21 protein-coding genes are annotated in these 26761 nt (G+C 62.7%); 5 read left to right on the forward strand and 16 right to left on the reverse strand.

The window, feature by feature from the left end; translation table 11 throughout:
- Nucleotides 1-123 precede the first annotated feature (123 nt).
- The 15 genes from ACXX83_RS11040 to ACXX83_RS11110 form a co-directional block, all read right to left on the reverse strand.
- Complete coding sequence (locus tag ACXX83_RS11040) at nt 124-579, reverse strand: YMGG-like glycine zipper-containing protein (RefSeq protein WP_015095234.1); 456 nt, start codon at nt 577-579, stop codon at nt 124-126.
- Between the two features lie 345 nt (nt 580-924).
- Nucleotides 925-1635, reverse strand: coding sequence for an NAD(P)H-dependent oxidoreductase (locus tag ACXX83_RS11045; RefSeq protein ID WP_458548454.1), 711 nt, complete (start codon nt 1633-1635; stop codon nt 925-927).
- Nucleotides 1636-1722: 87 nt separating this feature from the next.
- Entirely contained in the window at nt 1723-3138 is a 1416-nt protein-coding gene (locus ACXX83_RS11050; protein WP_458548455.1) for an aldehyde dehydrogenase family protein, read from the reverse strand.
- Nucleotides 3131-4321 (reverse strand): pyridoxal phosphate-dependent aminotransferase, encoded by a 1191-nt coding sequence (locus tag ACXX83_RS11055; RefSeq protein WP_458548456.1) that lies wholly within the window; start codon nt 4319-4321, stop codon nt 3131-3133. Before ACXX83_RS11055 ends, ACXX83_RS11050 begins: the two co-directional genes overlap by 8 nt.
- Nucleotides 4322-4345: 24 nt before the next feature.
- Nucleotides 4346-5953, reverse strand: a complete 1608-nt coding sequence (locus tag ACXX83_RS11060; RefSeq protein ID WP_458550190.1) for a 5-guanidino-2-oxopentanoate decarboxylase — start codon at nt 5951-5953, stop codon at nt 4346-4348.
- Nucleotides 5954-5963: 10 nt separating this feature from the next.
- Nucleotides 5964-8063, reverse strand: a complete 2100-nt coding sequence (locus tag ACXX83_RS11065) for an acetate--CoA ligase family protein (RefSeq protein WP_458548457.1) — start codon at nt 8061-8063, stop codon at nt 5964-5966.
- An 18-nt stretch (nt 8064-8081) separates the two neighbouring features.
- Nucleotides 8082-9242 carry an acyl-CoA dehydrogenase family protein gene (locus tag ACXX83_RS11070; protein ID WP_007974349.1) on the reverse strand — a complete coding sequence of 387 codons (1161 nt, stop codon included), beginning with the start codon at nt 9240-9242 and terminating at the stop codon, nt 8082-8084.
- A gap of 40 nt (nt 9243-9282) precedes the next feature.
- On the reverse strand, nt 9283-10074 hold the full coding sequence (locus ACXX83_RS11075) for an enoyl-CoA hydratase/isomerase family protein (protein WP_015095254.1): 792 nt from the start codon (nt 10072-10074) through the stop codon (nt 9283-9285).
- Nucleotides 10075-10431: 357 nt separating this feature from the next.
- Nucleotides 10432-11856 (reverse strand): amino acid permease, encoded by a 1425-nt coding sequence (locus ACXX83_RS11080; RefSeq protein WP_217835287.1) that lies wholly within the window; start codon nt 11854-11856, stop codon nt 10432-10434.
- Between the two features lie 208 nt (nt 11857-12064).
- On the reverse strand, nt 12065-14320 hold the full coding sequence (locus ACXX83_RS11085) for an ATP-binding protein (protein WP_458548458.1): 2256 nt from the start codon (nt 14318-14320) through the stop codon (nt 12065-12067).
- Nucleotides 14317-15090 (reverse strand): substrate-binding periplasmic protein, encoded by a 774-nt coding sequence (locus ACXX83_RS11090; protein ID WP_458548459.1) that lies wholly within the window; start codon nt 15088-15090, stop codon nt 14317-14319. The genes ACXX83_RS11085 and ACXX83_RS11090 overlap by 4 nt, the downstream gene beginning before the upstream one ends.
- A 5-nt stretch (nt 15091-15095) precedes the next feature.
- Nucleotides 15096-15812 (reverse strand): response regulator, encoded by a 717-nt coding sequence (locus tag ACXX83_RS11095; RefSeq protein WP_015095260.1) that lies wholly within the window; start codon nt 15810-15812, stop codon nt 15096-15098.
- A 92-nt stretch (nt 15813-15904) separates the two neighbouring features.
- Nucleotides 15905-16552 (reverse strand): TetR family transcriptional regulator C-terminal domain-containing protein, encoded by a 648-nt coding sequence (locus tag ACXX83_RS11100; protein WP_007974341.1) that lies wholly within the window; start codon nt 16550-16552, stop codon nt 15905-15907.
- A 246-nt stretch (nt 16553-16798) separates the two neighbouring features.
- Nucleotides 16799-17587, reverse strand: a complete 789-nt coding sequence (locus tag ACXX83_RS11105; RefSeq protein ID WP_458548460.1) for a class II aldolase/adducin family protein — start codon at nt 17585-17587, stop codon at nt 16799-16801.
- 74 nt (nt 17588-17661) lie between these two features.
- Entirely contained in the window at nt 17662-18711 is a 1050-nt protein-coding gene (locus ACXX83_RS11110) for an ABC transporter substrate-binding protein (protein ID WP_458548461.1), read from the reverse strand.
- A 317-nt stretch (nt 18712-19028) separates the two neighbouring features.
- Here ACXX83_RS11110 and ACXX83_RS11115 point away from each other — a divergent pair, with 317 nt between their 5' ends.
- Nucleotides 19029-20990 (forward strand): oxidoreductase, encoded by a 1962-nt coding sequence (locus ACXX83_RS11115; RefSeq protein WP_458548462.1) that lies wholly within the window; start codon nt 19029-19031, stop codon nt 20988-20990.
- 177 nt (nt 20991-21167) lie between these two features.
- On the forward strand, nt 21168-21764 hold the full coding sequence (locus tag ACXX83_RS11120) for a cupin domain-containing protein (protein ID WP_015095264.1): 597 nt from the start codon (nt 21168-21170) through the stop codon (nt 21762-21764).
- Here the strand turns inward: ACXX83_RS11120 and ACXX83_RS11125 are convergent.
- On the reverse strand, nt 21761-22693 hold the full coding sequence (locus ACXX83_RS11125; RefSeq protein WP_015095265.1) for a helix-turn-helix domain-containing protein: 933 nt from the start codon (nt 22691-22693) through the stop codon (nt 21761-21763). The genes ACXX83_RS11120 and ACXX83_RS11125 overlap by 4 nt on opposite strands.
- A 162-nt stretch (nt 22694-22855) precedes the next feature.
- On the opposite strand from ACXX83_RS11125, the gene ACXX83_RS11130 reads away from it, so the two are divergent.
- The 3 genes from ACXX83_RS11130 to ACXX83_RS11140 all read left to right on the forward strand — a co-directional run bounded on the left by ACXX83_RS11130 (nt 22856) and on the right by ACXX83_RS11140 (nt 26753).
- Nucleotides 22856-24214: a glutamine synthetase family protein gene (locus ACXX83_RS11130; protein WP_007974329.1), complete on the forward strand. Its 1359-nt coding sequence runs from the start codon at nt 22856-22858 to the stop codon at nt 24212-24214.
- Between the two features lie 152 nt (nt 24215-24366).
- Nucleotides 24367-25455 carry a polyamine ABC transporter substrate-binding protein gene (locus tag ACXX83_RS11135; RefSeq protein ID WP_458548463.1) on the forward strand — a complete coding sequence of 363 codons (1089 nt, stop codon included), beginning with the start codon at nt 24367-24369 and terminating at the stop codon, nt 25453-25455.
- Nucleotides 25452-26753: an NAD(P)/FAD-dependent oxidoreductase gene (locus ACXX83_RS11140; RefSeq protein WP_458548464.1), complete on the forward strand. Its 1302-nt coding sequence runs from the start codon at nt 25452-25454 to the stop codon at nt 26751-26753. Before ACXX83_RS11135 ends, ACXX83_RS11140 begins: the two co-directional genes overlap by 4 nt.
- Nucleotides 26754-26761 lie beyond the last annotated feature (8 nt).

The raw sequence follows: 26761 nt of genomic DNA on the forward strand, positions 1-26761 counted from the left end.
GACCAGTTCAGCTTGCTCGCGATAAACCGGAGAACACCGCGGGGTACCTGCTAACCAACGTTATCGTTGACGACCATCGCGAGCGAGCTCGCTCCTACAGTTACGGTGTGTTCAATACCTGATTCAAGGATTGACCTGGTAACCCTTGCCCTGCAAACAACTGGTGTAAGCCGACGTGGTGTTCGCCTGCGTGGTTTTCGATTGCTCCCGGCGTTCCTGGCGCTGACGTGACGCACCGACCACGGCACCGGCCGCCGCCGTCTCCTTGGCGCGGTTCTGGCGATAGTCCTGTTTGGTGTCGTCGTCGACACGATCATAGACCTCGTCACGTTGATTGCCGCGCACCTGGGCCCCAGCGGCGCCGGCGGCGGCCCCCACAGCGGCACCCTTGATCCGCCCGCCAGAAGGCGTGGAAGCCGTCGAGGTGCTTTGGCTGGCGGCGATACTGTTGCATTCGTTGATGTCGGCCTGGGTTTGTTGTGAACTTTGCCCTTTCATCGGCACCACCGATTGCGCCCATCCCGGGGCGCTTAAAACCGACAAGGCGAGACACAGACTGATAGGTGACAATTTTTTCATGATGACCTCCGGATGAACCTGGCTCACCCCCAACAGGAGTTTAGATCAGCCCCCATCAGCCACCCGATTGCTGACCGGCGGTGGGCTCGATCTCCATGACCAGCCGGTCGTCGACACAACGCGCCGGCATCATCATTTTTATCAGGCGCCAATCCCCCGAAGGGGCATGAGGCCGAAAGCAAGGTAGGACGTGTATTCAGAACAATGGCGCGGGGAGTCGAACGCACTGAAGATCAAACTGTGGGAGCGAGCCTGCTCGCGAAGGCGGTGTATCAGCCACCAATGATGTTGAATTTGAAGGCCCCTTCGCGAGCAAGCCCGCTCCCACAGGTTTTGCAGTGTTGATCAGGCCTTGGTGGTCAGCGGATAGAGCTTGTCATCGAACTGCGACAGCTTCGGAAACACCAGGGGCTGGTCATCACTCAGGTGTTGCAGGCGCTGGCCGTAATCAACCAGAAATTGCTGGCGCGCCTCTTCGCTGATGTACGGCACATGCCAAGCCACGAAGGGTTCCAGCACGTCAAAACCAACATAAGCCAGGGTTCCACGCAGGATCGGCCGCAGCATGTCCTCCAACGGACCGTGAATCGCGCCCTCACCGAACATGTGCTCACGCCCACCCAGGGTCACGGTCACCATCGCTTTCTTGCCGGCCAATCCACCCTGATCGTAGAAGCGCTTGCCGCCGTAGCAGATGCCGGACACCAGCACCCGGTCGATCCAGCCCTTGAGCATGGCCGGGGCGGAGAACCAGAAAATCGGGAAGTTGAGGATCAGCAGGTCGGCCCACAGCAGTTTGTCCAGCTCGGCCTGGATGTCCGGTGCCAGCGACTGGCTCTTCACGCCCAGGCGTTGTTCCAGGGCATAGACCAGGTACTCGGGATTTTCCCGATTCGAGAAGTCAGCTTCGCTGGCCACCGGGTTCCAGTTCATTTTGTACAGGTCGCTGACCTGCACTTCGTGGCCCTGGGCCTGGAGGGTGGCGACAGCCTGGTCACGCAGGGCGGCGGTGAAGGATTGCGGCTCCGGGTGAGCGTGGACGATCAGTACTTTCATGGTGGTTCCTTAGATTTGTTCCAGCGTATCGAGTGAAAGTGTGGAGTAGCAACATCGTGGGTGATGAACAGTCTGCATCGCCAACCGTCACACCTGGATCGCCTTCACTTCGACGAACTCGTTGAGTCCCTCCTCACCCCACTCCCGGCCATTTCCCGATTGTTTGTAGCCACCGAACGGCGCCTGATAGTTGAACGCCGCGCCATTGAGGAAGCACTGGCCGGCGCGCATCTGCCGGCCCAGGTGCAAGGCACGCTCGGCACTGCCGGCCCAGACGCCGCTGGACAGGCCGAACGGCGAGTCGTTGGCGATCTGCACCGCTTGCGCCTCGTCGGCGTAGGGAATCAGGCACAGCACCGGACCGAAGATCTCTTCCTGGGCAATGCGCATGCGGTTGTCGACATCGGCGAACAGCGTCGGGCTGACATAGAAGCCGCGCTCGAATACCGACGGCGCGTCACCGCCGCACAGCAGCCTTGCGCCTTCCTGTTGGCCGGCCTTGATGTAATCGAGCACGGTGCGTTTTTGCCCCGCTGAACACATAGGTCCCAGGAAGCTTTGCGGGTCCAGGGGATCGCCCATGCGCAGGCTCAGGGTCTCCTGCAGGGCGATTTCCACAGCTTGGGCATAACGGCTGGCCGGCAGCAGCATGCGGGTCAGTGCGGTGCAGGTCTGGCCGGAGTTGATCATCACGTCCTGCACGCCGTAGCGCACGGCAGCGTCCAGGTCCGCATCCTCGGCGATCAGCAGCGGCGACTTGCCGCCCAGTTCCAGGCACACCCGTTTCACCGAAGGCGCCGCCGCTTGCGCAACGCGAACGCCGGCACCGGTGGAGCCGGTGAACGACACCATGTCCACGTCAGGGTGTTTGGCCAGCGCTTCGCCGACTTTCGAACCCGGCCCGCTGACCAGGTTGAAGACACCAGCCGGCAAGCCGATGTCTTCTATCATCTGCGCCAGCAGGAAGGCATGCAGCGGGGTTTCCTGGCTCGGCTTGACCACCACGGTGCAACCGGCGGCCAGAGCCGGGGCGAGTTTGCCGATCAACTGGTGCAGCGGGTAATTCCACGGGTTGATGAACGCGCAGACACCCACGGCCTCGCGGATCACCAGCGAATTGCCGACTTCGCGCACCTCGTCCATCAGATGAGCCAGTTCGACGTACTGCTCAAGGCCAGCGATCGGCCCGTCGACCTGCACCGAGCGGCACCATTGCACCGGCATGCCCAGTTCGCTGGTGATGACCGAGGCCATCTCATCAGCACGGGCACGCAATTGCCCGGCCAGGGCGCGAATGTAACCGGCACGCACGCTGGAGGGTGTGCGTGACCATGAATCGAAGGCCCGGCGTGCAGCCGCCACGGCGTTTTCAACATCGCGCTCATCGCCCAGCGGCACGCTGCCAGCCACTTCTTCCGTGGCCGGGTTGATCACCTCGGCGATGCCCTGCCCCGACGGTTTTTGCCAGCGGCCATCAATAAACAGTGCATTGTGATTAAGCATGAACCTGAGCCTCCATCAATTCCTGGGCACAACGGGCAATGCGCTGGCAGGCATCGCGCAACGGTTCAGCACCGACCACCAGACCGAGGCGAATGTGCCCCGCCGCGCTCGGACCAAAGGCCTCGCCCGCCAATACCGACACACCGTGGCGATCCAGCAGACGGTCGGCAAACGCCTGAGCGCTGAGCCCGGTCTGGCGGATATCGAGCATCACGAACATGCCGCCATCGGGTATCAACGCCCGCACGCCGGGGCAATCGGCCAGGCTGTCGCACACCAGGTCGCGACGCTGGCGATAGGCTTCGCGCATGGCCTCCAGTTCCGGCAGGTTGCTTTCCAGGGCAACCACGGCAGCGTCCTGAATGAAATCCGGCGAGCCGTAGAGCATGCACAGCGCAAGGTTTTCCAAGTGCGCAGCGAGGGACGGTGGCGCCACCACCCAGCCGACGCGCCAGCCGGTCATGGCGTGGGATTTCGACAGGCTGTTGAGGGTCGCGGTGCGCTCGGCCATGCCCGGCAGGCTCGCCGGGCTGACGTGCTCGCCTTCGAACAGCAGTTCGCTGTAGACCTCGTCGGAAATCAGCCACAGGTCGTGGCCGATGCACAATTCGGCCAGAGCGGTCCAGGTGCTGCGCGGCAGGCTGGCGCCGGACGGGTTGTGCGGACTGTTCAGCGCCAGGGCCCGGGTGCGCGGCGTGATGCGCGCGGCGACATCTTCAGGCAATACGCGAAAGCCGTTTTCCGAACGCACCGGCACCGGCACCACCACGGCGCCGCAGGCACCAAACACCGCTTCGTAGGTGACGTACATCGGTTCGGCGACGATCACTTCGTCACCCGGGTTGAGCACGCATTGGGCGACGCTGAACAAAGCACATTGCGCCCCGGCCAGCACAGTGACCTGGTCGGCCGAAACGCTTTGGCCGCTGCGTTGTTGATGACGCCTGGCAATGGCCTCACGCAGGGCACGCTTGCCGCGCACCTCGGCGTAATGGGTGTTGCCGCTCAACAGGCTGTCGATGGCCCCCTGCACGATCGGCTGTGGCGTGTCGAAATCCGGGTCGCCCACGGACAGCAACAAAATGTCCTGGCCCTGCTCGCGCAGCGCCAGGGCGCGGTAGTGAATATCCCACGCGGCAGCGCCATCGCCGGCGATACGTTGAGTCAGATCGGAAAAGCGCATGGCTTCGTCCCCTTCAAATACAGATCAGTGCGCGCAGGCATGCTTGAGTTCGATCAAGGTCACGCCGTTGCGCTTGAAGCCGTGGCGCAAGTCGGTCTGCAACTCGGCCAGGCTTTGCGGCTGGTTCACCGTGCAACCGAACGCACGCGCGAGAGCGGCGAAATCCGGATTGCGCGGCAGTACGCCGATGGGTTCGATGTCCAGGCCGAGCATGTCGTCGCGGATCTGCCCCAGGGCGTCGTTGTTCCACAGCAGCACCACCAGCGGGCTGTCCAGCTCTTCAACAGCCGTCGCCAGTTCCTGCGCGGTATAGAGGAAACCGCCGTCGCCGACCAGCACCAGACCGGGCCGTTGCGGTGCGCCGAACTTGGCGCCAATCCCCGCCGGCAGGCCATAACCCAAGGTGCCGTAGCCGGTCGGGTGCAGCCAGCTGCGGATGGCCAGGCTGTCAAAGGCGTAGTTACCCGTATACGCAAGCTGGGTCATGTCGGTGCTGATGAAGGCGTTTTCCGGCAGCTCCGCCGCAATACGCTCGAGAATCGCCTGATGGATCGACTGCAACGGGCCATGGCTGGCCTTGACCGCTTCGCGCAACGCGGCAACCGAGGCAATCGCGGGGCCGGCATCACGCGCGTCCGATGGCAGGCGCTCAAGCAAACCGCTGAGGGTTTGTTGTGCATCGCCCTGCAAGGCCACTGCGCAGGGGTAGAAGTCGTTGAATTTGCGCGGGTCGATATCGACGCGCAGCAGTTCACCCTTGAGCGGCAGGCGTTCGCGCCAGAAGTCGGTGTCGGCCATTTCTGTGCCGACCGCCAGCACCACGTCGGCCTCGGCGATCAGGTTCCAGCCCGGCTCCACACACAGGGAGGAGCCGGCGTTGAGCGGTGCATCCGGTGGCAGCAGGCCCTTGCCGGCGACGCTGGTGAACAGTGGCGCAGCGAGACGCGTGCTGAGTTCGTTCAGTTCCTGCACGGCATTGAGTGCACCACCGCCGGCAATGATCATCGGGCGTTTGGCCGCGTTGAGTTTGGCCACCGCTTGATCCAGCGCAGTGGCGGATGCCGGACCACGGCCCGGACGACGCACCACATCATTGCTCCAGTCACGGGCGATCGGCGCCGCCAACACGTCCAGCGGCACCGCGATGTGCACCGGGCGCGGTCGCTCGCTGTCGAACACCGCGTAGGCACGGGCGACCAGTTCCGGCAGGTCTTCGGCGGTCAGCGCCACGGCCGAGAACGCCGTGATCGGCGCGGTCATCGCCCGCTGGTCCTGGCACTCGTGCAGGCTGCCCCAACCCTTGCCGAGGCTGGCGCTGTGGTTGACGCTGGAAATCACCAGCATCGGAATCGAGTCGGCATAGGCCTGGCCGATACCGGTGGCGGCGTTGGTCACGCCGGGGCCGGTGATGACGAAGCACACGCCGGGTTTGCCGCTGACCCGGGCATAACCGTCGGCCATGAAGCTGGCGCCCTGCTCATGACGGGTCAGTACGTGGCGAATGCCGCTGCCGGGCAAGCCGCGATACAGCTCCAGGGTGTGTACGCCGGGGATGCCGAACACGGTATCGACGCCGTAGTTGGCCAACAGGCGCACCAAGGCCTGGCCGCCGGTCAAGGTTTTGCTTTGCATGTTCATGTCCTCACTCGTGGCCGAGGCGAATCAACGCATCGACCGCAGTCGTGCCCTGGGCACCGACCAACAATGGGTTCACATCGAGTTCCAGCAGTTGCGCGGCGTTTTCACAGGCGTAGTCGGCCACGGCGCGGATCGCCGTCACCAGGGCGTCGAGGTCAGCAGACTCGCGGCCACGGAAACCTTGCAGCAACGGGGCGCTGCGCAGGCTGAGCAAGGCATTGCGGATTGCGCCGTCGGTGGTCGGCAGCAACAGGCTGCGACTGTCCTTGAGCAGCTCCACCAGAATGCCGCCGGCACCGATCACCAGCGCGAGGCCGAAATCGTTTTCGCGCTTGATGCCGACGATCAGTTCAGCCAGTGGCGGTTTGGCCATTGGCTCCAGCAACAGTTGATCGAAGGCTACGCCCGGGGCGTAGGCGGCAATGCTGGCGTGCATCTTCTCCAGCGCCGCACTCAACGCAGCGCCATCCTTGAGGTTCAACGCCACGGCGCCGGCTTCGGTCTTGTGTGGCAGTTGTGCGCTGACGGCTTTCAAGACCAGCGGATAGCCCAGTGACTCGGCATCCTTCAGGGCCTGTTCCGGGGTGCTCAATACGCCGTTCGGCGTCGGCAGGCCAAAGGCTTTCAACGCCATTTTGGAATCCCATTCATTGAGCAAGCGTCCCTCGCCTTCCAGTGCGTGCGGGCACAGCGGCACCAGTGCCGATTCACCCAGAGCCAGCAAGGCCTGGCGATTGCGCTGATAACCCACAATGCGGCCCCACGCGGCCAGCCCGTCTTCCACGCCCTGCAAGGCCGCGACGCCCTGCGCGTGCAGAAGCTCGCGGGCATGGGCCGGCAGCAATTCGGGGAAGGCCGAAGTCACGAAACCGGTCTTGCCGTGACGCTGCAATGCCGCGCAGTACAGCTCCAGCAGCAGGTCGCACTCCTTGCGCTCGCCGGTGAACTCCGACGGGTAGTCGAGCACCAGCATCGCCGCGTCGGCTTCGGTGCGCAGGGCGCTGTCGAGCATGCGGTTCAAGGCTTCTCCGTCGCCCCAGATCGCCGTGGTGAAATCCAGCGGATTGACCAGGTTGGCGTAACTCGGCAGCACCTGCGCGAGTTCGCCGACCTGTCCTTGATCGAGTTTCGGCAGACCCAGGTCGTTGCGTTCGGCGTAGTCGGCAATCAACCCTGCGTCACCGCCGGAACAGGCCAGCGCGATCAGGCTGTTACCCGCTGGCAGGTTGCCGCAGGCCGCGGCCTTGAGGGTTTCGACAAAACTCACCGGGCCGCTGACGCGGATCACCCCGAGACGGTCGAACAGCGCGTCGTACAGTGCATCGGAGCCGGACAGCGAACTGGTGTGACTCAAGGCCAGTTCTGCGCCGATCTGCGACACGCCGGTTTTCAGGGCAATGATCGGAATGCCCTTCTCCAGCGCCTTGTGCGCGGCACGGGCGAAACCCGCTACGTTTTTCAGGCCTTCGAGGTGCAGGCCGATGGCGGTGACCCGAGGTTCGTCGAGCAACGCGTCCATCAATTCAGCCACGCCCAGTTGCGCCTGATTGCCCACCGACGCCATGTAGGCCACCGGCAACGAGCGGTCGCTCATGGACAGGTTGTAGGCGAAATTACCGCTCTGGGTCAGCACCGCCACGCCCTTCTGCACCGCTTTGCCGCCATGGGCCACCGGCCACAGCGCGCAGCTGTGCAGGTAGTCGAGCAGGCCGTAGCAGTTGGGGCCGAGCAAGGCCATGTCGCCGGCGGCCTTGAGCAGTTGCTGTTGCAGGGCCTGGCCTTCGGCGCCGGTTTCGGCGAAACCCGAGGCGTAGCAGATCGCGCCGCCCGCGCCGATGGCGGCCAGTTCGGCGACGCAGGTCAGGGTCAGTTCGCGGTTGGTGGCGATGAACACGGCGTCCGGGCCGCAAGGCAGCTCGGCAACGCTGCGCACACACGGCACACCTTCAAGATTGTCGTGCTGTGGATTGACCAGCCACATCTGCCCTGGGTAGCCGCCCTCGGCACAGCGCTTGAGAGCGCGCGCCATGCTGCGGCCGCCGACAAACGCCACGTGTTGCGGCGCGAGCATGCGTTTGAGGTTGTCACGAATGGATTGGGACATGGGGATTCTCCGGGCCAGTCAGCGCAGCAGCGGCCGCAGCAGCTCGCGGGAAATGATGTGGCGCTGGATTTCCGAGGTGCCTTCCCAGATCCGTTCGATCCGTGCGTTACGCCAGATGCGCTCCACCGGACCTTCGTCCATCAGGCCCATGCCGCCAAAGATCTGCACCGCTTCGTCGGCGGTACGACCGAGCACCTCACTGGCGAACAGCTTGGCCATGCCGGCCTCGCCATCGGTCATGGTGCCCTGGTCCATTTTCCACGCGGTGTGCAGGGTCAGCAGTTCGGCGGCGCGGATCTGCGTGGCCATGTCGGCCAACTTGAACGACACGCCCTGGTAGGTGCCGATCGGCTGGCCGAATTGCTTGCGGTCCGCCGCCCATTGCAGCGACACGTCCAGTGCTCGCTGGGCCTGACCGACGCAGTTGGCCGCGACCATCACCCGCCCGGCGGTCAGCCAGGCGTTGGCCACGTCCCAGCCCTTGCCGACTTCGCCCAGCACCTTGCTGGCCGGTACGCGGCAGTCGTCGAAGAACATTTCAAAGGTGTGGTAACCCCGGTTGCTCACGCACTTGGGCCCACGGCGAATGGTCATGCCCGGGGTGTTGCGGTCGACCAGGAACGAGGTCACGGCGTTACGCTTTTTGCCGTTGTGTTCGTAGGTGTCGGTCACGGCGAAGACGATGGCGAAGTCGGCATGCCCGGCGTGGCTGATGAAATGCTTGCTGCCGTTGAGAATGAAGTCGTCGCCTTCACGCACGGCGCGGGTCTTGATCGCATTGGCATCGGAACCGGCACCCGGCTCGGTCAAGGCGAAGCAGTCGATTTTCTCGCCCTGGATGCACGGCAACAGGTAGTCGTTGATCTGCTCGCCGGTGCAGGCCATGAGGATTTTCGACGGCCGCGCGACAAACACGTGCAGTGCCCAGGAGACCTTGGACAGCTCACGTTCGATCAGTGCCTGGGACAGGTAGTCCAGGCCACCGCCGCCCACTTCTTCGGGCATGTTGAAGGCGTAGAACCCGGCGGCGATCGCCTTGCCGCGAATCTGCGCCGCCAGCTCCGGGGACACTTCGTCGGCGCGGTCGACTTGCTCTTCATAGGGCAGCAGTTCCTTCTCGACGAAGCTGCGTACCGAGTCCACCAACATTTCTTGTTCTTGGGTCAGTTGGAAATTCATGCTGCTACCTGTTGTTCGTGTGCTGAAAGAAGTGTGGAAATCAACGGCCGACGAAACGTGCCGGGCGTTTTTCCATGGCGGCGCGAAGGGCTTCGTTGCCATCCTCACTGCGACCGCAGAGCAGGCCCGCGGCGAGTTCGGCTTGCAGTTGTTCCGCCAGGCTGCGATCGGCACCTTCGCGCATGAGTTTTTTGGTCTGGGCAAAAGCGAACGTCGGCCCGGCGGCCAGGCGTGCGGCCAGTTCGCTGGTGACCGTCAGCAACTGATCGTCGGCACAGACATCGCCAACCAGACCGGCGTCGAGGGCACGGTCAGCGCTCCACAGTTCATCGAGGAACAGCAGGCGCTTGGCTTTTTCGCTGCCGATCAGGCGCGGCAGGTGCCAACTGGCGCCGGCATCCGGCGAGTACGCCATGCTGGTGTAGCCGGCCTTGAAGCGAGCCGACTGCCCGGCAATGCGCAGGTCGCAGCACAGGGTCAGGTCCATCCCGGCGCCGACAGCGGTGCCGTTGATGGCGGCGATGGTCGGTTTTTCCAGGCTGTGCAGGCGAGTCATCAAGGCGTGGGCGGTCTCGGTCCAGCCGTAGGTTTCCAGTGCGCCCCGGGCTTCGGCATCCGCCCATTCATCGAGGTCGGCGCCCGCGCAGAAGCTGCGGCCACTGCCCGTCAATACCACCACACGCACCGCTGGATCGGCGTTGAAACCGTCGAGCAAAGCATGCAGGTTTTTCAGCGTCGGAACGTCCAGCGCATTGCGCTGGGCAGTGCGATTGAGGGTGATCCAGGCAACGCCTGCTTCGACCTGGCTGAGCAGCGACGATTGAGTGGTCATGGGAATCCTCGAATTATTGTGATTCGTCTGAGGTGATGCGACTTGTGGCCATACTAAACGAGTGTTCAGCAAGGCGGCAATCGGTGGGGAAATGGGCTGTAACAAGCCAAAAAAATCTATAACACATTGGTTTTATTGAATTATTTATAGATTGACGAGCATAAGCCGCTGGTGTTGTTACAACTTCGCACAACTGGCGACACTCGGTGAGCCGCAGCTTTCCCGCCCACCACAAAACAACTGTGGGAGCGGGCTTGCTCGCGAAGAGGCCCTGTCAGTCAACATTGATGGTGACTGACACTCCGCTTTCGCGAGCAAGCCCGCTCCCACAGGGGGGGAAGTGTTTAGTTCAAGGAATCAGGCAGTCGGCAGGCTCGGTGCCAGCACGCCCTGACGCTTGCGATGAATCAGGAAGTACGCGCCATAGCACAGCGCAATAAATCCAAAGCCCCAATACAGCGACGGACGCTGGGTTTCATCCAGGGCCAGGAACACGAACAGCGAGCAGCACAGCGTGATGCACATCAGCGGCAATACCGGGAACCACGGTGCGCGGTATTTCAGGTCGCTGAGTTTGCCGCCGTCACGCAGGAACGCCTTGCGGAACTTGTATTGCGCCAGGGCGATGACGATCCAGGTCACGGTGCCGGACATGCCGCTCACCGCCATCAGCACCATGAACAAAGTGTCGGCGGCGACGAAGCTGGTCATCAGCGATACCAGCGCGAAGCACAAGGTGATGCTCAGGGCCCGCAACGGCACGCCACGCTTGCTCAAGGGCGACAGGCTTTTCGGCGCCATGCCGGTTTTCGACATCGCCCACAGAATGCGCGTCGAAGCATAGAGGCCGGAGTTGCCCACCGACAGGATCGCGGTGAGGATCACGAAGTTCATCAGGTCGGCGGCGTAGGGAATGCCAACCATATCGAACACCTGCACGAACGGGCTTTCCATCAGTCCCGCCTGCTGCCACGGCACAATGGCCGACAGCACGATAATCGCCAGCACGTAGAAAATCAGCACGCGGAACACTACGTTGCGCACGGCGCGGGGAATGCTCTTTTCCGGCTGGTCGGTTTCACCGGCGGCCACGCCCATGATCTCGCAACCCTGGAACGCGTAGACCACGGTCATCATCACCGCGAACACGGCGGACAGACCGTTGGGGAACAACGAATCGCCGATCAGGTTGGTTGCCATCGGTGCCGGTGCGCCGCTGCTCAGGGGCATCACGCCGAAGATCACCAGCACGCCGACCACGATGAAACCGAGAATGGCCGCGACCTTGATCCCCGAGAACCAGTATTCGGCTTCACCGAAAGCGCGGGTGGCCAGGGCATTGATGCCGAACAGCACCACCACGAACAGCGCCGACCAGTACCAGATCGGCACCGCCGGGAACCAGCGGGTCATCAGCATGCCGGCGGCGGTGAATTCCAGGCCGACGGTGGTGGCCCAGCTCATCCAGTACACCCAGCCGATCATGAACCCGGTGGCCGGGCCGATGTACTTGGTGGCGTGGGTCTGGAACGAACCGGACACCGGCATCTGCACCGACAGTTCGCCCAGGCAGACCATCACCAGGTACATCAGGAAACCCGCGACCAGGTAAGCCAGGATCGCCCCCACCGGGCCACCCTGGTTGATGGTCACGCCGGAGCCCATGAACAGCCCGGTGCCGATGACGCCGCCCAAAGACAGCATGAAGATGTGCCGGCTCTTGAGGGCGCGGGTCAGCTGTATGCCTTTTTGATGGGTGCTGCGATCAGTGTTTTCGTTCATGTCGGCACCTCAGCAGTCGTTGAGGTGAACAGCGCGCGACAGGACGTCACGGCGCAGGGAGGGATCAGCTTTACGGCAATTCATTATTATTATCTCCAATAAGCTTCGAAGACCGCGCTGCGGCGGTTGCGTCGATTATTGGAAAGCCATGTAAGTTCGCGTTGACCGTAAGGATCGAAGTTGTACAAAGTCGTAACAAATTTGTACGTCAGCTCTGCAACAGGCCTTTGAGGGTATCGAGCGAGTGCTGCAATTGCTCATCCAGCGCCGGGTTCATGCGCTGGATGTCCGACTCATCGTTGGCCAACGCCAGGGTTTCCAGCGTCCTCAAGGTGCTGGCCAGGGCCCTGAAACCCAGGGAATCGCAGCTGCCGGCCAGACGGTGCGCCAGTTGCGCGACCTCTGTGCAGTCATCGGCGGCCATGGCTTCATGCAGCGCATCGCGGTGCTGCAGGATCGAATCGCGCAACACCGCCAGCAGGCCCTGGACCTTTTGCTCACCGAGCAAGGTGCGATGGGTCTGCAACAACGGCCAGTCCATCGCTTCATCACTCATCAACGCCCCGGCGATGTGAGTACGCCCCTCCAGCACCTGGCGCAGGTTTTCCAGCTTCAAGGGCTTGGCCAGGACACCGTCCATGCCGACCTCCAGATAACTGCGCACCAGTGCCGGTTGCACGCTGGCGGTCAGGGCGAAAATGCGCGTATGGCGGTTCGGCCCGTCGCTGTGACGGATCTGCCGGCATAACTCGACACCGCTGATGCCCGGCAGATGCACGTCCAGCAACAGCAAATCGAAAACCTGCGTTGTGCAGTGTTGCAGCGCCTGCTCCGCGTCTTCGGCGAGCCACACCCGGTGGCCGTCGCGCTGCAGCAACCCCTTGGCCACTTCGCGGTTGAGCGCCACGTCTTCGACCACCAGGATATCCAGTGCCGGCCCCGCCGCCAGAACCGGCGGGGCCTCTGCCACGCCGCTGGCCGGCTGCAGGGACAGCTCAAACCAGAAACAACTGCCGCGCCCCTCTTCGCTGTCCACACCGATGCAGCCGCCCATCTGCTCCACCAGGTGTTTGCAGATCGCCAATCCCAACCCGGTGCCGCCAAAACGTTGCGCGACTTCTTCGCTGGCCTGGGTGAAACGCTCGAAAATCTTCGCCTGCATCGCCGGGGCAATGCCGATGCCGTCGTCAGTGACACTGACCCGCAGCCGCTGTCCCATTTGTTCGCCGGTTTCGCTGAGCAGCGCCACCTGGACACTGACTTCGCCGCCTTCGGTGAACTTGATCGCGTTGGCCAGCAGGTTGCTCAGCACCTGGCGCAGGAATTGCTCGGCGCCGTGGTGATGTTCGGCAATCCGCTGATCGACCCGGCAACTGAGGATCGTGTCGTTGTTCAACGCTCGCGGTTCGAGCAGTGTCAGCACCTCGTCGAGCAACTGGCGCAGCGAGAAATCCGCCGGCTCGGGATGGCTGACGCCCTCCTCCAGCTTGGCGAAATACAGCACTTCGTTGAGGATCGTCAGCAAGCCTTCGCCGGCCTTGTGCAAGGCATCCAGGCGCTTGCCATCCTGGGCATCCAGGCGCGCGCCGCGCAACAGTTCGGCCATGCCGAGGATGCCGTTGAGGGGCGTGCGCAGTTCGTGGCTCATGGTCGCCAGGAACCGCGACTTGGCAAGGTTGGCCGCTTCCGCTTCATCCTTGGCGCGCATCAGGCTGGCGGTGCGGCGCTCGACCATTTTCAGCAGCTCGTCGCGGTTGTCCTGCAAGGCCAGGCGATCGCTTTCCCGGCGCTCGATGTCGCGCAGGATCGCCCGACGCATGTCGTCCAGGGCATGGGCCACGGTGTCGATTTCGTCGCTGCCGCGGCGCTTGTCCAGTTGCAGGGGTTCCTGCCATTCACCGGCGGCGATGCGCCGGGCGAACTCGGCCATGACTTTCAGGTGTCGGGTCACCAGGCGATAGAACAAGCCCGACAACGCCACGGCCAGACCGCAGAGAAACACCGCCATCCACAGCAGGCTGGTCAAACCGGTGGCGTAGAGACGCTGATACACCGCGCCCAGATCGGTGCTGACTTCCAGTTCACCCAGGTGGCGCAAGGGGCCGGACGGCGGCTGATAGTCCAGGGCAAAGCGCTCGATGCGCAGCGGCCCGACCGGCTCGGGATTGCCCTGTATCAGGTCGAAATCGGCACTGGTCAAGTGCACCCGGGCGACGTCGGAGAAGTCCACCAGCCCGCGCAACTGCACGTTCAACTGCTCCTGGTTCAAGTCCCACAGGCTGCGTTCCAGGCTGGCCAGGTAGCCGGCGCGGATCAGTTCCATGCGCGAATCGATGTCGCGCATTTCCCGTCGATACTCGATGTACAGTTGCACGCTGCTGGCCAGCACGGTGAAGCACAGGCTGAACAACAGAATGAACAGCAACAGGCGTCGCAACAGTCCACCGGGACGCGCACCAATCATTGCGCATCCGCCGGCAGGTTGATCATGTCGCGGTAGGTCACTTCGCTTTCATTGAGCCAGCGCTCGATGTCGCCGGCATCGACCATGCGCTGCAATTGCGCGTTGATCTCGGGCATGCGATTGGCCAAGGGCGAGCGCCGTGACACGGCGACCCGCAGATAGTCCACGCTCAAGGCCCTGGGCAAGGCGACGATGTCCTGGCCGCCGGGCAGGTTTTCCACGTACAACTGGCCCGTGCGCCGCTCCTGGGTGATGAAGTCGATGCGCCCGCGAATCAGCTTGCCGAAGTTCTGGTGGCTGTCGGACACCCATTCGATGTTGTTGTTGCGCGCGACCATGCGATCGAACTCCACACCGTAGCTCTCACCGAACAACAGGCCGCCGCGGTAATGGGCCAGGTCGTCCAGTTGTTCGAATTTCACCGGGTGTTGACGGTTGATGAACAGCGCCACTTCTTCACGCAATACCGGCACCGTCGAGAACAGCATGCTCTGCTCCCGTTGCGCGGTGCTGTAGGCCAGCACCACATCGACCCGACCGTCGGCGGCGTCCAGCAGGCAGCGTTTCCAGTTGCCCAGCACGACCATCTCGACCTCATAACCCAGCCGACCGAACAGGTTTTTCACTACGCTCGGCGCCAGGCCACGCACCTGTTTGCCATCGCTCCAGGAGACCGGCGGGTACACCGGGTAATCGCAATAGCGAACCTTGTCCGCCGCAACGCCCTGGCCGGCCACCAGCAGCGCCAGCAGGCAAAGCCATCGCGCCATCCGGTTCAGGCCGCCACGCCGGCGGTGAACAGGTAACCGGCGCCGTGAATGGTGATGATCAACTGCGGTTCGGCCGGATCGTCGTGCAATTTGCGACGCAGGCGTCCGACCAGCACGTCGATGGAGCGGTCGTTGGGCACCCATTCGCGGTTGCGGATCTGGTCCATCAATTGATCGCGGCTGAGGGTGTGGCCGCTGTTGCGCAGGAACACGCTGAGCAACTGGTATTCGCCGTGGGTCAGCAGGGTTTCGTTGCCCGATGGATCGATCAGGCGACGGCGGTCGGTGTCCAGCGCCCAATCGGCGAACTGCTTGACCGGTTTGGCCTGCGCAACGGCTGGCTGTGGTATCTGCGCATGACGTACCCGGCGAATCAGGTTTTTCGCCCGGGACACCAGTTCCCTTGGATTGAGGGGTTTGATCACATAGTCATCGGCGCCGCATTCAAGGCCGACGATGCGGTCGATTTCGTCGTTGCGCCCGGTGATCAGGATGATCCCGACTTCCGAACGCACCCGCAGCTCGCGGGTCAGGGTCAGGCCGTCCTTGCCCGGCAGGCGGATGTCGAGCATCACAAGGTCGACGGTCTGGCTGGCGAGGAAGGTTTCCGCCAGTTCCGCCGTGGCAGCGCAATGGACGTCGTAGCCTTCCTGGGACAGGTAGGCGTGCAGCAGATCGCGAATCAGCGGATCGTCATCGACGATCAGTACCCGAGGAGTCATCGCTTGGTGTCCGGCTCAGGCCCGAAGGCCAGTTTCTTATTAGAGTGTTTTCCCGCATCGGCGCCAGAGAGTATCCAGTGTTGAACAACTGATCAACAGTCGCTCGTCTGCACGCAAAAGCGCTGGCGTCCACCGGCCTGCAAACCATCGACCCAGGCTTCGCAAATCTGGATGCCCTGCTCCGGGGTAAAGGTCCCGGGGTTGAGCCCGGACTCCAGCCACAGGCCATCGAGCAAGGCGCTGAGGCTGATGGCGGCGAGGTCGGCGTCGAAGTTCTCCCACCCCTCCTCCTGGGCCAGTTCCGCCAGCACCTTGCGCAGGATGGCGCGATACTCGCCATAGGAATGATCGTGGGCCTTGTTGATCGCCTCCGCGGTTTTCACCGCGCCCCAGAACGCCAACCAGGCATCGATCAGTTGCGGATCAAGCAGTTCTGCGGAAAACGAACCGCGGAAAAACGCCGACAAACGCTCCCGGGCATTCGGTGCGGCCTGCTCCATGGCGTCGCGCAACAGGGTCATGACCCGCCCGGTGATCGCCATGTAGGCCTCGGCCACCAGTTCATCCTTGCCGGAATAGTGATGGCTGATCAGCCCCACCGAGACCCCGGCCTCGGCGGAAATCTTGCGGATCGACGCGCCCTGGAAGCCGTGACGCTTGAGGCACACCAGCGTCGCCTCGATCAGGTTGGCTTTGCGCAACTCAGGTTCCATGCGGGAAAAACGGGCTTCCTGGTTCATGGGCGACACGCTCCTTGGTTCAATCGTTTGGGCCGGCGCGGGTTGGCGGCGGGCTGAACGACTGTACAGCAAGAGTGGGCCTTGTCTCCAGTCAGTTGCCAGTCTGGCAGACCGTGGCGCGCCCTTCGCGAGCAGGCTCGCTCCCACAGTTGATTCGGGTTTCCACACATTCTGTGTACGACGCAAATCCCCTGTGGGAGCGAGCCTGCTCGCGAAGAGGCCAGCCCAAACAACCAAGAATCCGGATCAGTCGCGATAACCCGGAGCCACCCGATCCAGCATCCGCAACAACGCCGCCCACGCCAGTTGCATGGCATCCGGATCACTCAACTCCCCCTCTTCCAACGGCCGCCCCGGATCATTGAACTGCCGCTCGGTGTGCGCGCAGACCTCGTGCGACGGCAGAACAACTTCACCGGCAGCTTGCGCGGCCAACTGGATTTCGCAGGCTTTTTCCAGGTAGTACATGCGCAGGAACGCCTGGCTAACGGTCTCGCCCACGGTCAGCAAACCATGGTTGCGCAGCATCAGGACCGACTTGTCGCCCAGGTCCGCCACCAGCCGTTGTTGCTCGCTCAGGTCCAGCGCCACCCCTTCGTAGTCGTGATAGGCAACCCGGCCATAGAACTCCATGGAAATCTGATTGACCGGCAACAACCCGCACTTCAACGCCGCCACCGCACACCCGGACTTGGTATGGGTGTGCAGCACGCATTGCGCATCTTCACGGGCACCATGGATGGCGCTGTGGATCACGAAACCGGCCGGGTTGACCGGGTACGGCGATGGCTCCACAGCGTGGCCATCGAGGTCGATTTTCACCAGGTTGGACGCGGTGATTTCGTCGAACATCAGCCCGTACGGGTTGATCAGAAAGTGATGCTCCGGCCCCGGAATGCGCACCGAGATGTGGGTGAAAATCAAATCGGTCATGCGAAAGTGCGCAATCAGGCGATAGCAGGCCGCCAATTCCTCACGCAGGCGCTGCTCGGTGGCGCTGCGCTCAGGGGCCAGGTGGCTGGCGATTTTATTCATTGTCGTGGTTCTCCAGGCTGATCGGCTGGGCAGACAGTAAGGCTGGACGCTTGGACACGTCCAGCCATCCGCATTTATTTACTGGCCCAGGCGTTGAAGCGCTCTTCCAGCTCTTCGCCATGATCGACCCAGAAGCCGACGTTCATCGCCAGCGCGCCCTTGAGGTTCTGCGGCGCCGTAGGCACCCATTGCGCCAGTTTGTCGTCCAGCCGTGCGGCGGCCTGGATGTTGGTCGGGCCGTAGGGGATCTGCTGCACGTAGTTGACCTGGGCGTCTGGCTGATTGGCGAAGGCGATGAATCGCTTGGCCTGATCCACGTGCCTGGAGCCTTTGATGATCGCCCAGTAGTCCATCCCGTACAGGCTGCCGGGCCAGACCAGGCCGAGGTGACTGCCTTTCTGCGCGGCGTCGGCGATGCGTCCGCTGTAGGTCGAGGTCATCACCACGTCGCCGGCGGTCAGCCACTGCGGCGGTTGCGCCCCGGCTTCCCACCACTGGATGTAGGGCTTGAGTTCAGTGAGTTTGGCGAATGCCCGGTCCACGCCTTGCGGGGTGCCGAGTACCTTGTAGACGTCTTCGGTTTTCACGCCGTCCGCGAGCAAGGCGAATTCCAGGTTGTACACCGCGCGTTTACGCAGTCCGCGCTTGCCGGGGGTTTTCTTCACGTCCCAGAAGTCTGCCCAGGAGGTCGGGGCCTGGGCCAGTTTGTCGGTGTCGTAGGCAATCGCCACGCTCCACACCAGTGCGGCGGAACCGCACTCCTGTGCCGCATCGGGGATCAACTGGTCGGCGTGGCCCAGACGGGTCCAGTCCAGGCGCTCGTACATGCCTTCCTCGCAGCCGCGCATCAGGTCCGGGCCTTCGATCTGCACCACGTCCCAGTCGACGTTGCCGGTGTCGACCATCACTTTGATTTTCGCCATCTCGCCGTTGTATTCGCTCTGGATCACCTTGCTTTGATCCACGGCGGCGAAGGGTTGAAAGAACGCCACGTCCTGTGCTTTTTGTCCGGCTCCGCCGTATCCGACCACCACCATGTCCGATGCTGCCTGAGCGCTGCCCAGGCCCATGGCCACGGACAACACCAAGGGATAAAAACCGTGCTTGAGCGTGTGCGATTTCATCAGGGGTTCCTCTTGCAGGTGCCGCCCGGACAGAGGCCGGCGCAGCCCTTTTTTATTGTTGTGAGGTACGGCCCGGGAGCGGGCTCGAAATGAAATTACTCCACGCCATAGTAAAAAAACAAGTTGATTTTTTACTGAAGGTAAATTTCTATAGCGCAATAATAACAGCACTCAAAACCTGTTACCTCTGTAGGAGCGAGCCTGCTCGCGATGGACCTGAGAACGCCGCGGGGTGTCAGGTACCCAGCGTTATCGTTGACGTCCATCGCGAGCGAGCTCGCTCCTACACAGGTCAGCCTGCCTGGAGTACCCGCACCATGCCGACCTCGACACCTGCCTTCGCGCACCTGTTCGAACCCCTGGAAATCCGTGGCAAGCGCCTGAAAAACCGCATCATGTCCAGCGGTCACGACACCTCGATGCCCACCGACAACCTGGTCAATGAACAACTGATCGCCTATCACCGGGCCCGTGCCGAAGGCGGTGCCGGGCTGATCGTGCTGCAAGTGGCCGGTGTGCACGACAGTGCGCGCTACACCTCCCATGTGCTGATGGCCACCGACGATGCGTGCATCGAGGGCTATCGCAAACTGGCGCAAACCTGCCACGCCCACGGCACCCTGGTGTTGTCCCAGGTGTTCCATCCGGGTCGGGAGATCATGGAGTCCAGCGATGGTCTGCTGGCGGTGGCCTATTCAGCCTCGTCAGTGCCCAACGAACGTTTCCGGGTGATGCCCCGCGCCCTCGATCAGGCCATGATCGACGAGATCGTCGCCGGTTATGCCGCTGCCGCCCGCCGCCTGCATCAGGCCGGGATCGATGGCGTCGAAGTGGTTGCCAGCCACGGTTACCTGCCGGCGCAATTCATCAATCCGCGGGTCAACCGGCGTACCGATGGCTACAACGGTGAGTTGGAACAGCGCTTGCGTTTCCTGCGCGAAGTCATCGCTGCCGTGCGTGCGGCGACCGACGAGCAGTTCATCATCGGCCTGCGCATCTCTGCCGACGAACGCGATCCCGAAGGCCTGACCGAAGACGAGTCCCTGGCCGCCGTACAGTCACTGCAAGCGCAGCTCGATTACGTGCACATCGTCGCCGGGACTTCGGCCTCCCTTGGCGGTGCGGTGCATATCGTGCCGCCCATGGCGATCGAAGCGGCGTACCTGGCCAAGGAAGCCGGGACGTTCAAGGCCGGTTTGAACATTCCGCTGTTCGTCACCGGGCGCATCAATCAGCCCCAGGAAGCCGAGCTGATTCTGGCTCGCGGCCAGGCCGATGTCTGCGGCATGACCCGGGCGCTGATCTGCGATCCGCAGATGCCCAACAAGACCGACACCGGCCGCGTCGAAGACGTGCGCGCGTGCATTGCCTGTAATCAGGCGTGCATCGGGCACTTCCACAAGGGCTTGCCGATTTCCTGCATCCAGCACCCGGAAACCGGTCGCGAGCTGATTTTTGCTGAACGCCGACAAGCGACAAATCGCAAACGCATCATGATCGCCGGCGGCGGTCCGGCCGGGATGAAAGCAGCCGCTGTCGCCGCCCAGCGCGGACATGACGTGACCCTGTACGAAGCCGGTTCACAACTGGGCGGCCAGGTGTTGCTCGCGCAGTTGCTGCCACGGCGCAGTGAGTTTGGCGGCGCCAGCACCAACCTGCAGCGGGAAATGCAGCTGGCCGGCGTGCGCGTGGTGCGCAATACCCGGGTCGACCGGGCGCTGGTGGAGCAGGAAAAACCGGACATGGTGATCGTCGCCACCGGTGCCGAGCCCTACTGGCCAACCTTCGAGCGTGGCGGTGAATTGCAGGTGGTGGATGCCTGGCAGGTGTTGCGCGACGAGGTACGGATCGGCCGCTCGGTGGTGGTGGTCGACTGGCGCTGCGACTGGATCGGCCCCGGCATCGCCGAGCGCCTGGTGCGTGCCGGGCATCAGGTGCAACTGGCGGTCAACGGCACCCACTGCGGGGAAAACCTGCCGCTGTACGTGCGCGATCAACTGGCCGGCGAGCTGCATAAACTGGGCGTGCCGATCACGCCGTACGCGCGGCTGTATGGCTGCGATGACAACACGGTCTACCTGCAACACACCGCCAGCGGCGAGCCGATGCTGATGGAGAACATCGATACGCTGGTGCTGTGCCAGGGTCATCAACCAGTGGATACGTTGGGCGCCGAGTTGCAAGGGCTGGTGGAGTTTCGCCGCATCGGCGACTGCCTGGCGCCGCGCACCGCCGAAGAAGCGATTTATGAAGGTTTGAAAGTCGCGTGGGAGCTTTAAGGCTGTTTATACTCCGGGGCTTAGACGGCTAACACCACCCCTGTAGGAGCGAGCCTGCTCGCGATGAACCCGAGAACACCGCTGGGTGTCAGGCTTGCAGCGTTATCGTTGGCGACCATCGCGAGCAGGCTCGCTCCTACAGGGATTTGCGCCACTCCTCCCGGTTCGGATTTGACCATGAGCAACAGCAGCACCACACAGCCCGCACCCGGCAGCGCCGAACCGCATTTCCTCGGCACGCGCATTCGCGGCCTGCGCAAACGTCGGGGCATGACCCTGGCGTCACTGGCGCAACAGAGCGAACTCACCGCCGGCTACATCAGCCAGCTGGAGCGCAACCTCGCCTACCCGTCGATTCCGGCGCTGTTCAACATTGCCCGCAGCCTCGGCGTCACCATCCAGTGGTTCTTCGCCAGTGAAGCGGTCACCGCCCCCGAAGACGATGGCGTCGTGGTGCGCAAGAACAGCCGCCTGAACGTGCATTACGAAGACGGTATCGTCGATCAGTTGCTGACGCCACAAGCCAACCGCCAACTGGAAATGCTCCACTCACGGTTCCCGCCCGGCACCTACAGCCAGCAAAGCTACAGCCACGATGGCGAAGAAGCCGGTTATCTGCTGTCCGGCAGCTTCGAACTGTGGGTTGGCGAACGCCATTTCCAGCTCAATGAAGGCGACAGCTTCAGCTTTTCCAGCCAGGAGCCGCACCGCTACGGCAACCCCGGCGATGTGGACGCGGTGGTGATCTGGGTGATTACGCCGCCGACGTTCTAACGCCGGCCGCGCCCGATTGACGGAGTGACACTCGCGCGCTTGAGGGTGTCGCTCGGCAGTTCCTTGAACAGCGCGCGATAGCTGCTGGAAAACCGCCCCAGGTGCCAGAACGACCAGTGCATCGCCACTTCGGCCACGGTGGTTTGCGTCGGCGTGCGGCTCAGCAATTCGCGGCGTGCGCTGTTGAGGCGGCGCAGGCGCAGCCATTGGGTCGGCGCCATGCCCGTGTAGGTCTTGAACGCATGCTGCAACTGGCGCAGTGAAACCCCGGCCACCTGGGACAGCTCCAGCAGATTGAGGTGTTCTTCCGGGGTGTCCGCCGCCCATTCCCCTACGCGCTTCATGATCGCCCGCTCTCCGGCACGGCGCTGCAATGCGCCCTGGTCGAGGCCGACACAGGCGTTGTCGAGAATGAACAGACAATCTTCCAGCAGTTGCTGGGTCAGCGCTTCGCGGCTCGGTGGATCGAAGGTCTGCGACAGCCGCGTCAGGGTCCCGCTGAGCCAGCGGCAGAACAGCGCATTCTGCTGCGAGTTGAGCGGCGCCATGAACAGCCCTTCGAGCCGGGCGATGTCGAGGCTGTGGCGTTTTACAAACTCCGGCCCGAACACCACGGCGATTTCCTGGTAGTTCTCCGGGGTGATCCAGATGTTGCGACTTTCGCCATTCAATACGTAAAGCGCGTTGTCGCCGCGATCGAAACAGAACGACAACGAGCCCTGGGGCGCACTGAAATTCTGCTCGACCCGGGTGTTCATCGACTCTTCGTAAATCTCCACGCCCTGCAGATCCAGGTAGCGCACCAGCCCCGCGAAATGCCCCGGCGACATCTGCTGGTAATGCTGAGTCCAACCCGGTGTGGCGCGGATTTGCTCGGCGACATCGGCGGTGTTGAAGGCTTGGACCTGGAGGGCGTTGGAACCTGTCATGGGATGACCTTACGCACTCTTTTGGTGCGCTTTGTGCTGCTTAAAGTGGATAGATGGAACCGCAAGGGTCGCCCAAGATAGACCTCAACGCGCTACAGGGGAAGTGTCCGGCGGATGAAACCGGCTTCTCCTGGCGTTAATAAAACCAATAACGAGGTCTTTATGAATGTCCCTTTCGATCAGCTGTTCACTTGGCTGAAAGATCACAAGATTACCGAAGTCGAGTGCGTTGTCAGCGACCTGACCGGCATTGCACGCGGCAAAATTGCACCGACCAATAAGTTCCTGCATGAGCGAGGCATGCGCCTGCCGGAAAGTGTCCTTCTGCAAACGGTAACCGGGGACTTTGTCGACGACGACATCTACTACGACCTGCTCGACCCGGCCGACATCGACATGGTCTGCAAGCCGGACGCCGACGCCGTCTACGTGGTGCCATGGGCTATCGAGCCGACCGCCATCGTGATCCACGACACCTTCGACAAGTTCGGCAACCCGATCGAACTGTCGCCGCGCAACGTGCTGAAGAAAGTCCTGCAGCTGTACACCGACAAAGGCTGGCGGCCGATTGTGGCGCCCGAAATGGAGTTCTACCTGACCCAGCGCTGCGAAGACCCGGACTTGCCGCTCAAGGCGCCGATGGGCCGTTCGGGCCGCGCCGAAAGCGGTCGTCAGTCGTTCTCGATCGACGCGGCCAACGAATTCGATCCGCTGTTCGAAGACGTCTACGACTGGTGCGAACTGCAAGGCCTGGACCTCGACACGCTGATCCACGAAGACGGCCCGGCGCAGATGGAAATCAACTTCCGTCATGGCAACGCACTGGACCTGGCCGACCAGATCACCGTGTTCAAGCGCACCATGCGTGAAGCGGCACTCAAGCACAACGTGGCGGCAACCTTCATGGCCAAGCCGGTCGGCGACGAGCCTGGCAGCGCCATGCATATTCACCAGAGCGTGGTGGACATTGCTACCGGCCAGCCGATCTTCGCCGATGCCGATGGCAACATGAGCGAGCTGTTCCTGCATCACATCGGGGGCTTGCAGAAGTACATCCCGAAAGTGCTGCCGATGTTCGCACCGAACGTCAACTCGTTCCGCCGCTTCCTGCCGGACACCTCGGCACCGGTGAACGTCGAATGGGGCGAAGAAAACCGCACCGTCGGCCTGCGCGTACCGACGTCCAGCCCGGACGCCATGCGCGTGGAGAACCGACTGCCGGGCGCCGACGCCAACCCGTACCTGGCCATCGCCGCCAGCCTGTTGTGCGGATACCTGGGCATGGTCGAGCGTATCGAGCCAAGCGCCGCGGTACAGGGCCGCGCCTATGAGCGTCGCAACCTGCGCCTGCCGATCACCATCGAAGACGCCCTGACCCAGATGGAAGAATGCGACACCATCAGCCGCTACCTGGGCAGCAAGTTCGTACGGGGCTACGTCGCGGTCAAACGCGCCGAGCACGAGAACTTCAAGCGTGTGATCAGTTCGTGGGAGCGTGAGTTCCTGATGCTCAGCGTCTGAGGCCTGCGCTGTTCTCAAGGGCCCCTTCGCGAGCAGGCTCGCTCCCACAATTGGAATGCATTCCCCTGTGGGAGCGAGCCTGCTCGCGAAGACGGCCGCTCAAACACCAAAGAATTGCCTGAAGAATCCAATAATTCCAAGAAGGTATCGATATGCGTCTACTGAAATCCGTGGTCCCGGCCGCACTGGCGGTTTTGTTCAGCGCCGTTGCCCAGGCTCAACCCCAGGTCAGTGTCTACAACTGGACCGACTACATCGGCGAAACCACCCTCGCCGACTTCCAGGCCAAGACCGGGATCAAGGTGATCTACGACGTTTTCGATTCCAACGAAACCCTGGAAGGCAAACTGCTTGCCGGTCGCACCGGGTATGACGTGGTCGTGCCGTCGAACCACTTCCTCGCCCGCCAGGTAAAGGCCGGCGCGTTCCTCAAGCTCGATCGCGAGCAGTTGCCGAACTTCAAGAATCTGGACCCGAAACTGCTGGCGCTGCTGGAGAAAAACGATCCGGGCAACGCCCACTCGGTGCCCTACCTGTGGGGCACCAACGGCATCGGCTACAACGTCGACAAGGTCAAGGCGGTGCTGGGCATCGACAGGATCGACTCCTGGGCCGTGCTGTTCGAACCGGAAAACATCAAGAAGCTCAGTGCCTGCGGCGTGTCGATGATGGACTCGGCGGATGAGGTGTTCCCGGCGGTCCTCAACTACATGGGCATGGACCCGCGCAGCGAAAACCCCGAAGACTTCAAGAAGGCCGAAGCCAAGCTGCTGCAGATCCGTCCGTACATCACCTACTTCCACTCCTCCAAGTACGTCTCGGACCTGGCCAACGGTGACATCTGCGTGGCGTTCGGTTACTCGGGCGACGTGTTCCAGGCCGCCAACCGCGCCAAGGAAGCCAACAACGGCGTGAACATCGCCTACGCCATTCCCAAGGAAGGCGCCAACCTGTGGTTCGACCTGCTGGCCATCCCCGCCGACGCCAGCAATCAGAAAGAAGCCCACGCTTTCATCAACTACCTGCTGGATCCGCAAGTGATTGCCAAGGTCAGCGCGTCGGTCGGCTACGCCAACCCGAACCCCGCCGCCAAGCAGTACATGGACCCCGAACTGGTGAGCAACCCCGAGGTGTATCCGCCCCAGGAGGTCCTCGACAAACTCTACATCTCCACCACGCCGCCACAGTCGATCATGCGCCTGATGACCCGCTCGTGGAGCAAAGTGAAGTCCAACAAATGAATCAGTACACCCAGGAACATACTCACTCCTATTACGCAGCGTCCGCCAAGGGCATGAGGCAGCGTCCCGCTCTGGCCTCAGACCTGGAGGCCGATGTCTGCGTGGTCGGCGCGGGTTTCACCGGCATCAACACCGCCATCGAACTGGCCCAGCGTGGGCTCTCGGTGGTCCTGCTGGAGGCCCGGCGGATTGGCTGGGGCGCCAGCGGGCGCAACGGCGGCCAGTTGATACGCGGCATCGGCCATGACGTCAGCGGCTTTGCCCGACATGTGGGCGCCGAAGGCGTGCAGTACCTGGAACAGGCCGGGGTCGAATCGGTGCAAGTCGTGGCCAGTCGCATCCGCGAACACGGCATTGATTGCGACCTGCGCTGGGGCTTCTGTGAACTGGCCAACACCCCGGCGCATTTTGCCGGGCTGAAGGCCGAACACGCCCAATTGCTCGATTCCGGTTACGCCCATGAAACGCGCCTGATCGAACCTGGCCAGATCCGCGAGCAGGTGGTGAACTCCGGCGTTTACGCGGGCGGCCTGGTTGACATGGGCTCGGGGCACCTGCATCCGTTGAACCTGGCACTGGGCGAAGCGCAAGTCGCCGAGTCCCTTGGCGTGCAGATCTTCGAGCAAAGCCCGGTGCTGGAATTGATCCACGGCAGCACGGTGCAGGTGCGCTGTGCCGGGGGCACCGTGCGTGCGGCCACGCTGGTGCTGGCTTGCAATGCCCACCTGGAAGAGCTGGAACCGAAGCTCAGCGGCAAGGTGCTCCCGGCGGGCAGCTACATCATCGCCACCGAACCCTTGTCGGAAGACGCCGCCAGGCAACTGATCCCGCACAACGTCGCGCTGTGCGACCAGAAAGTCGGGCTGGATTACTACCGGCTCTCGGCTGACCGGCGTTTGTTGTTCGGCGGTGCCTGTCATTACTCCGGGCGCGACCCGGCGGACATCGCCGCCTACATGCGCCCGCAGATGCTCAAGGTGTTCCCGCAACTGGCCAAAACGCGCATCGACTATCAGTGGGGCGGCATGATCGGCATCTCGGCCAACCGCTTCCCGCAGGTCGGGCGCCTGAGCCAGCACCCGAACGTGTTCTATGCCCAGGGCTACTCCGGCCATGGCCTGAACGTGACCCACTGGTGCGCGAAGTTGTTGGGCGAAGCGATCCATGCCGGACACAGCAAAGGCTTCGACGTGTTCAGCGCCGTGCCGCACATGACCTTCCCCGGCGGACGCGCCCTGCGCTCGCCGCTGCTGGCCCTTGGCATGTTCTGGTATCGGATGCGGGAAATGCTCGGCTGACACAATCC

Source organism: Pseudomonas sp. GNP012 (assembly GCF_054343835.1).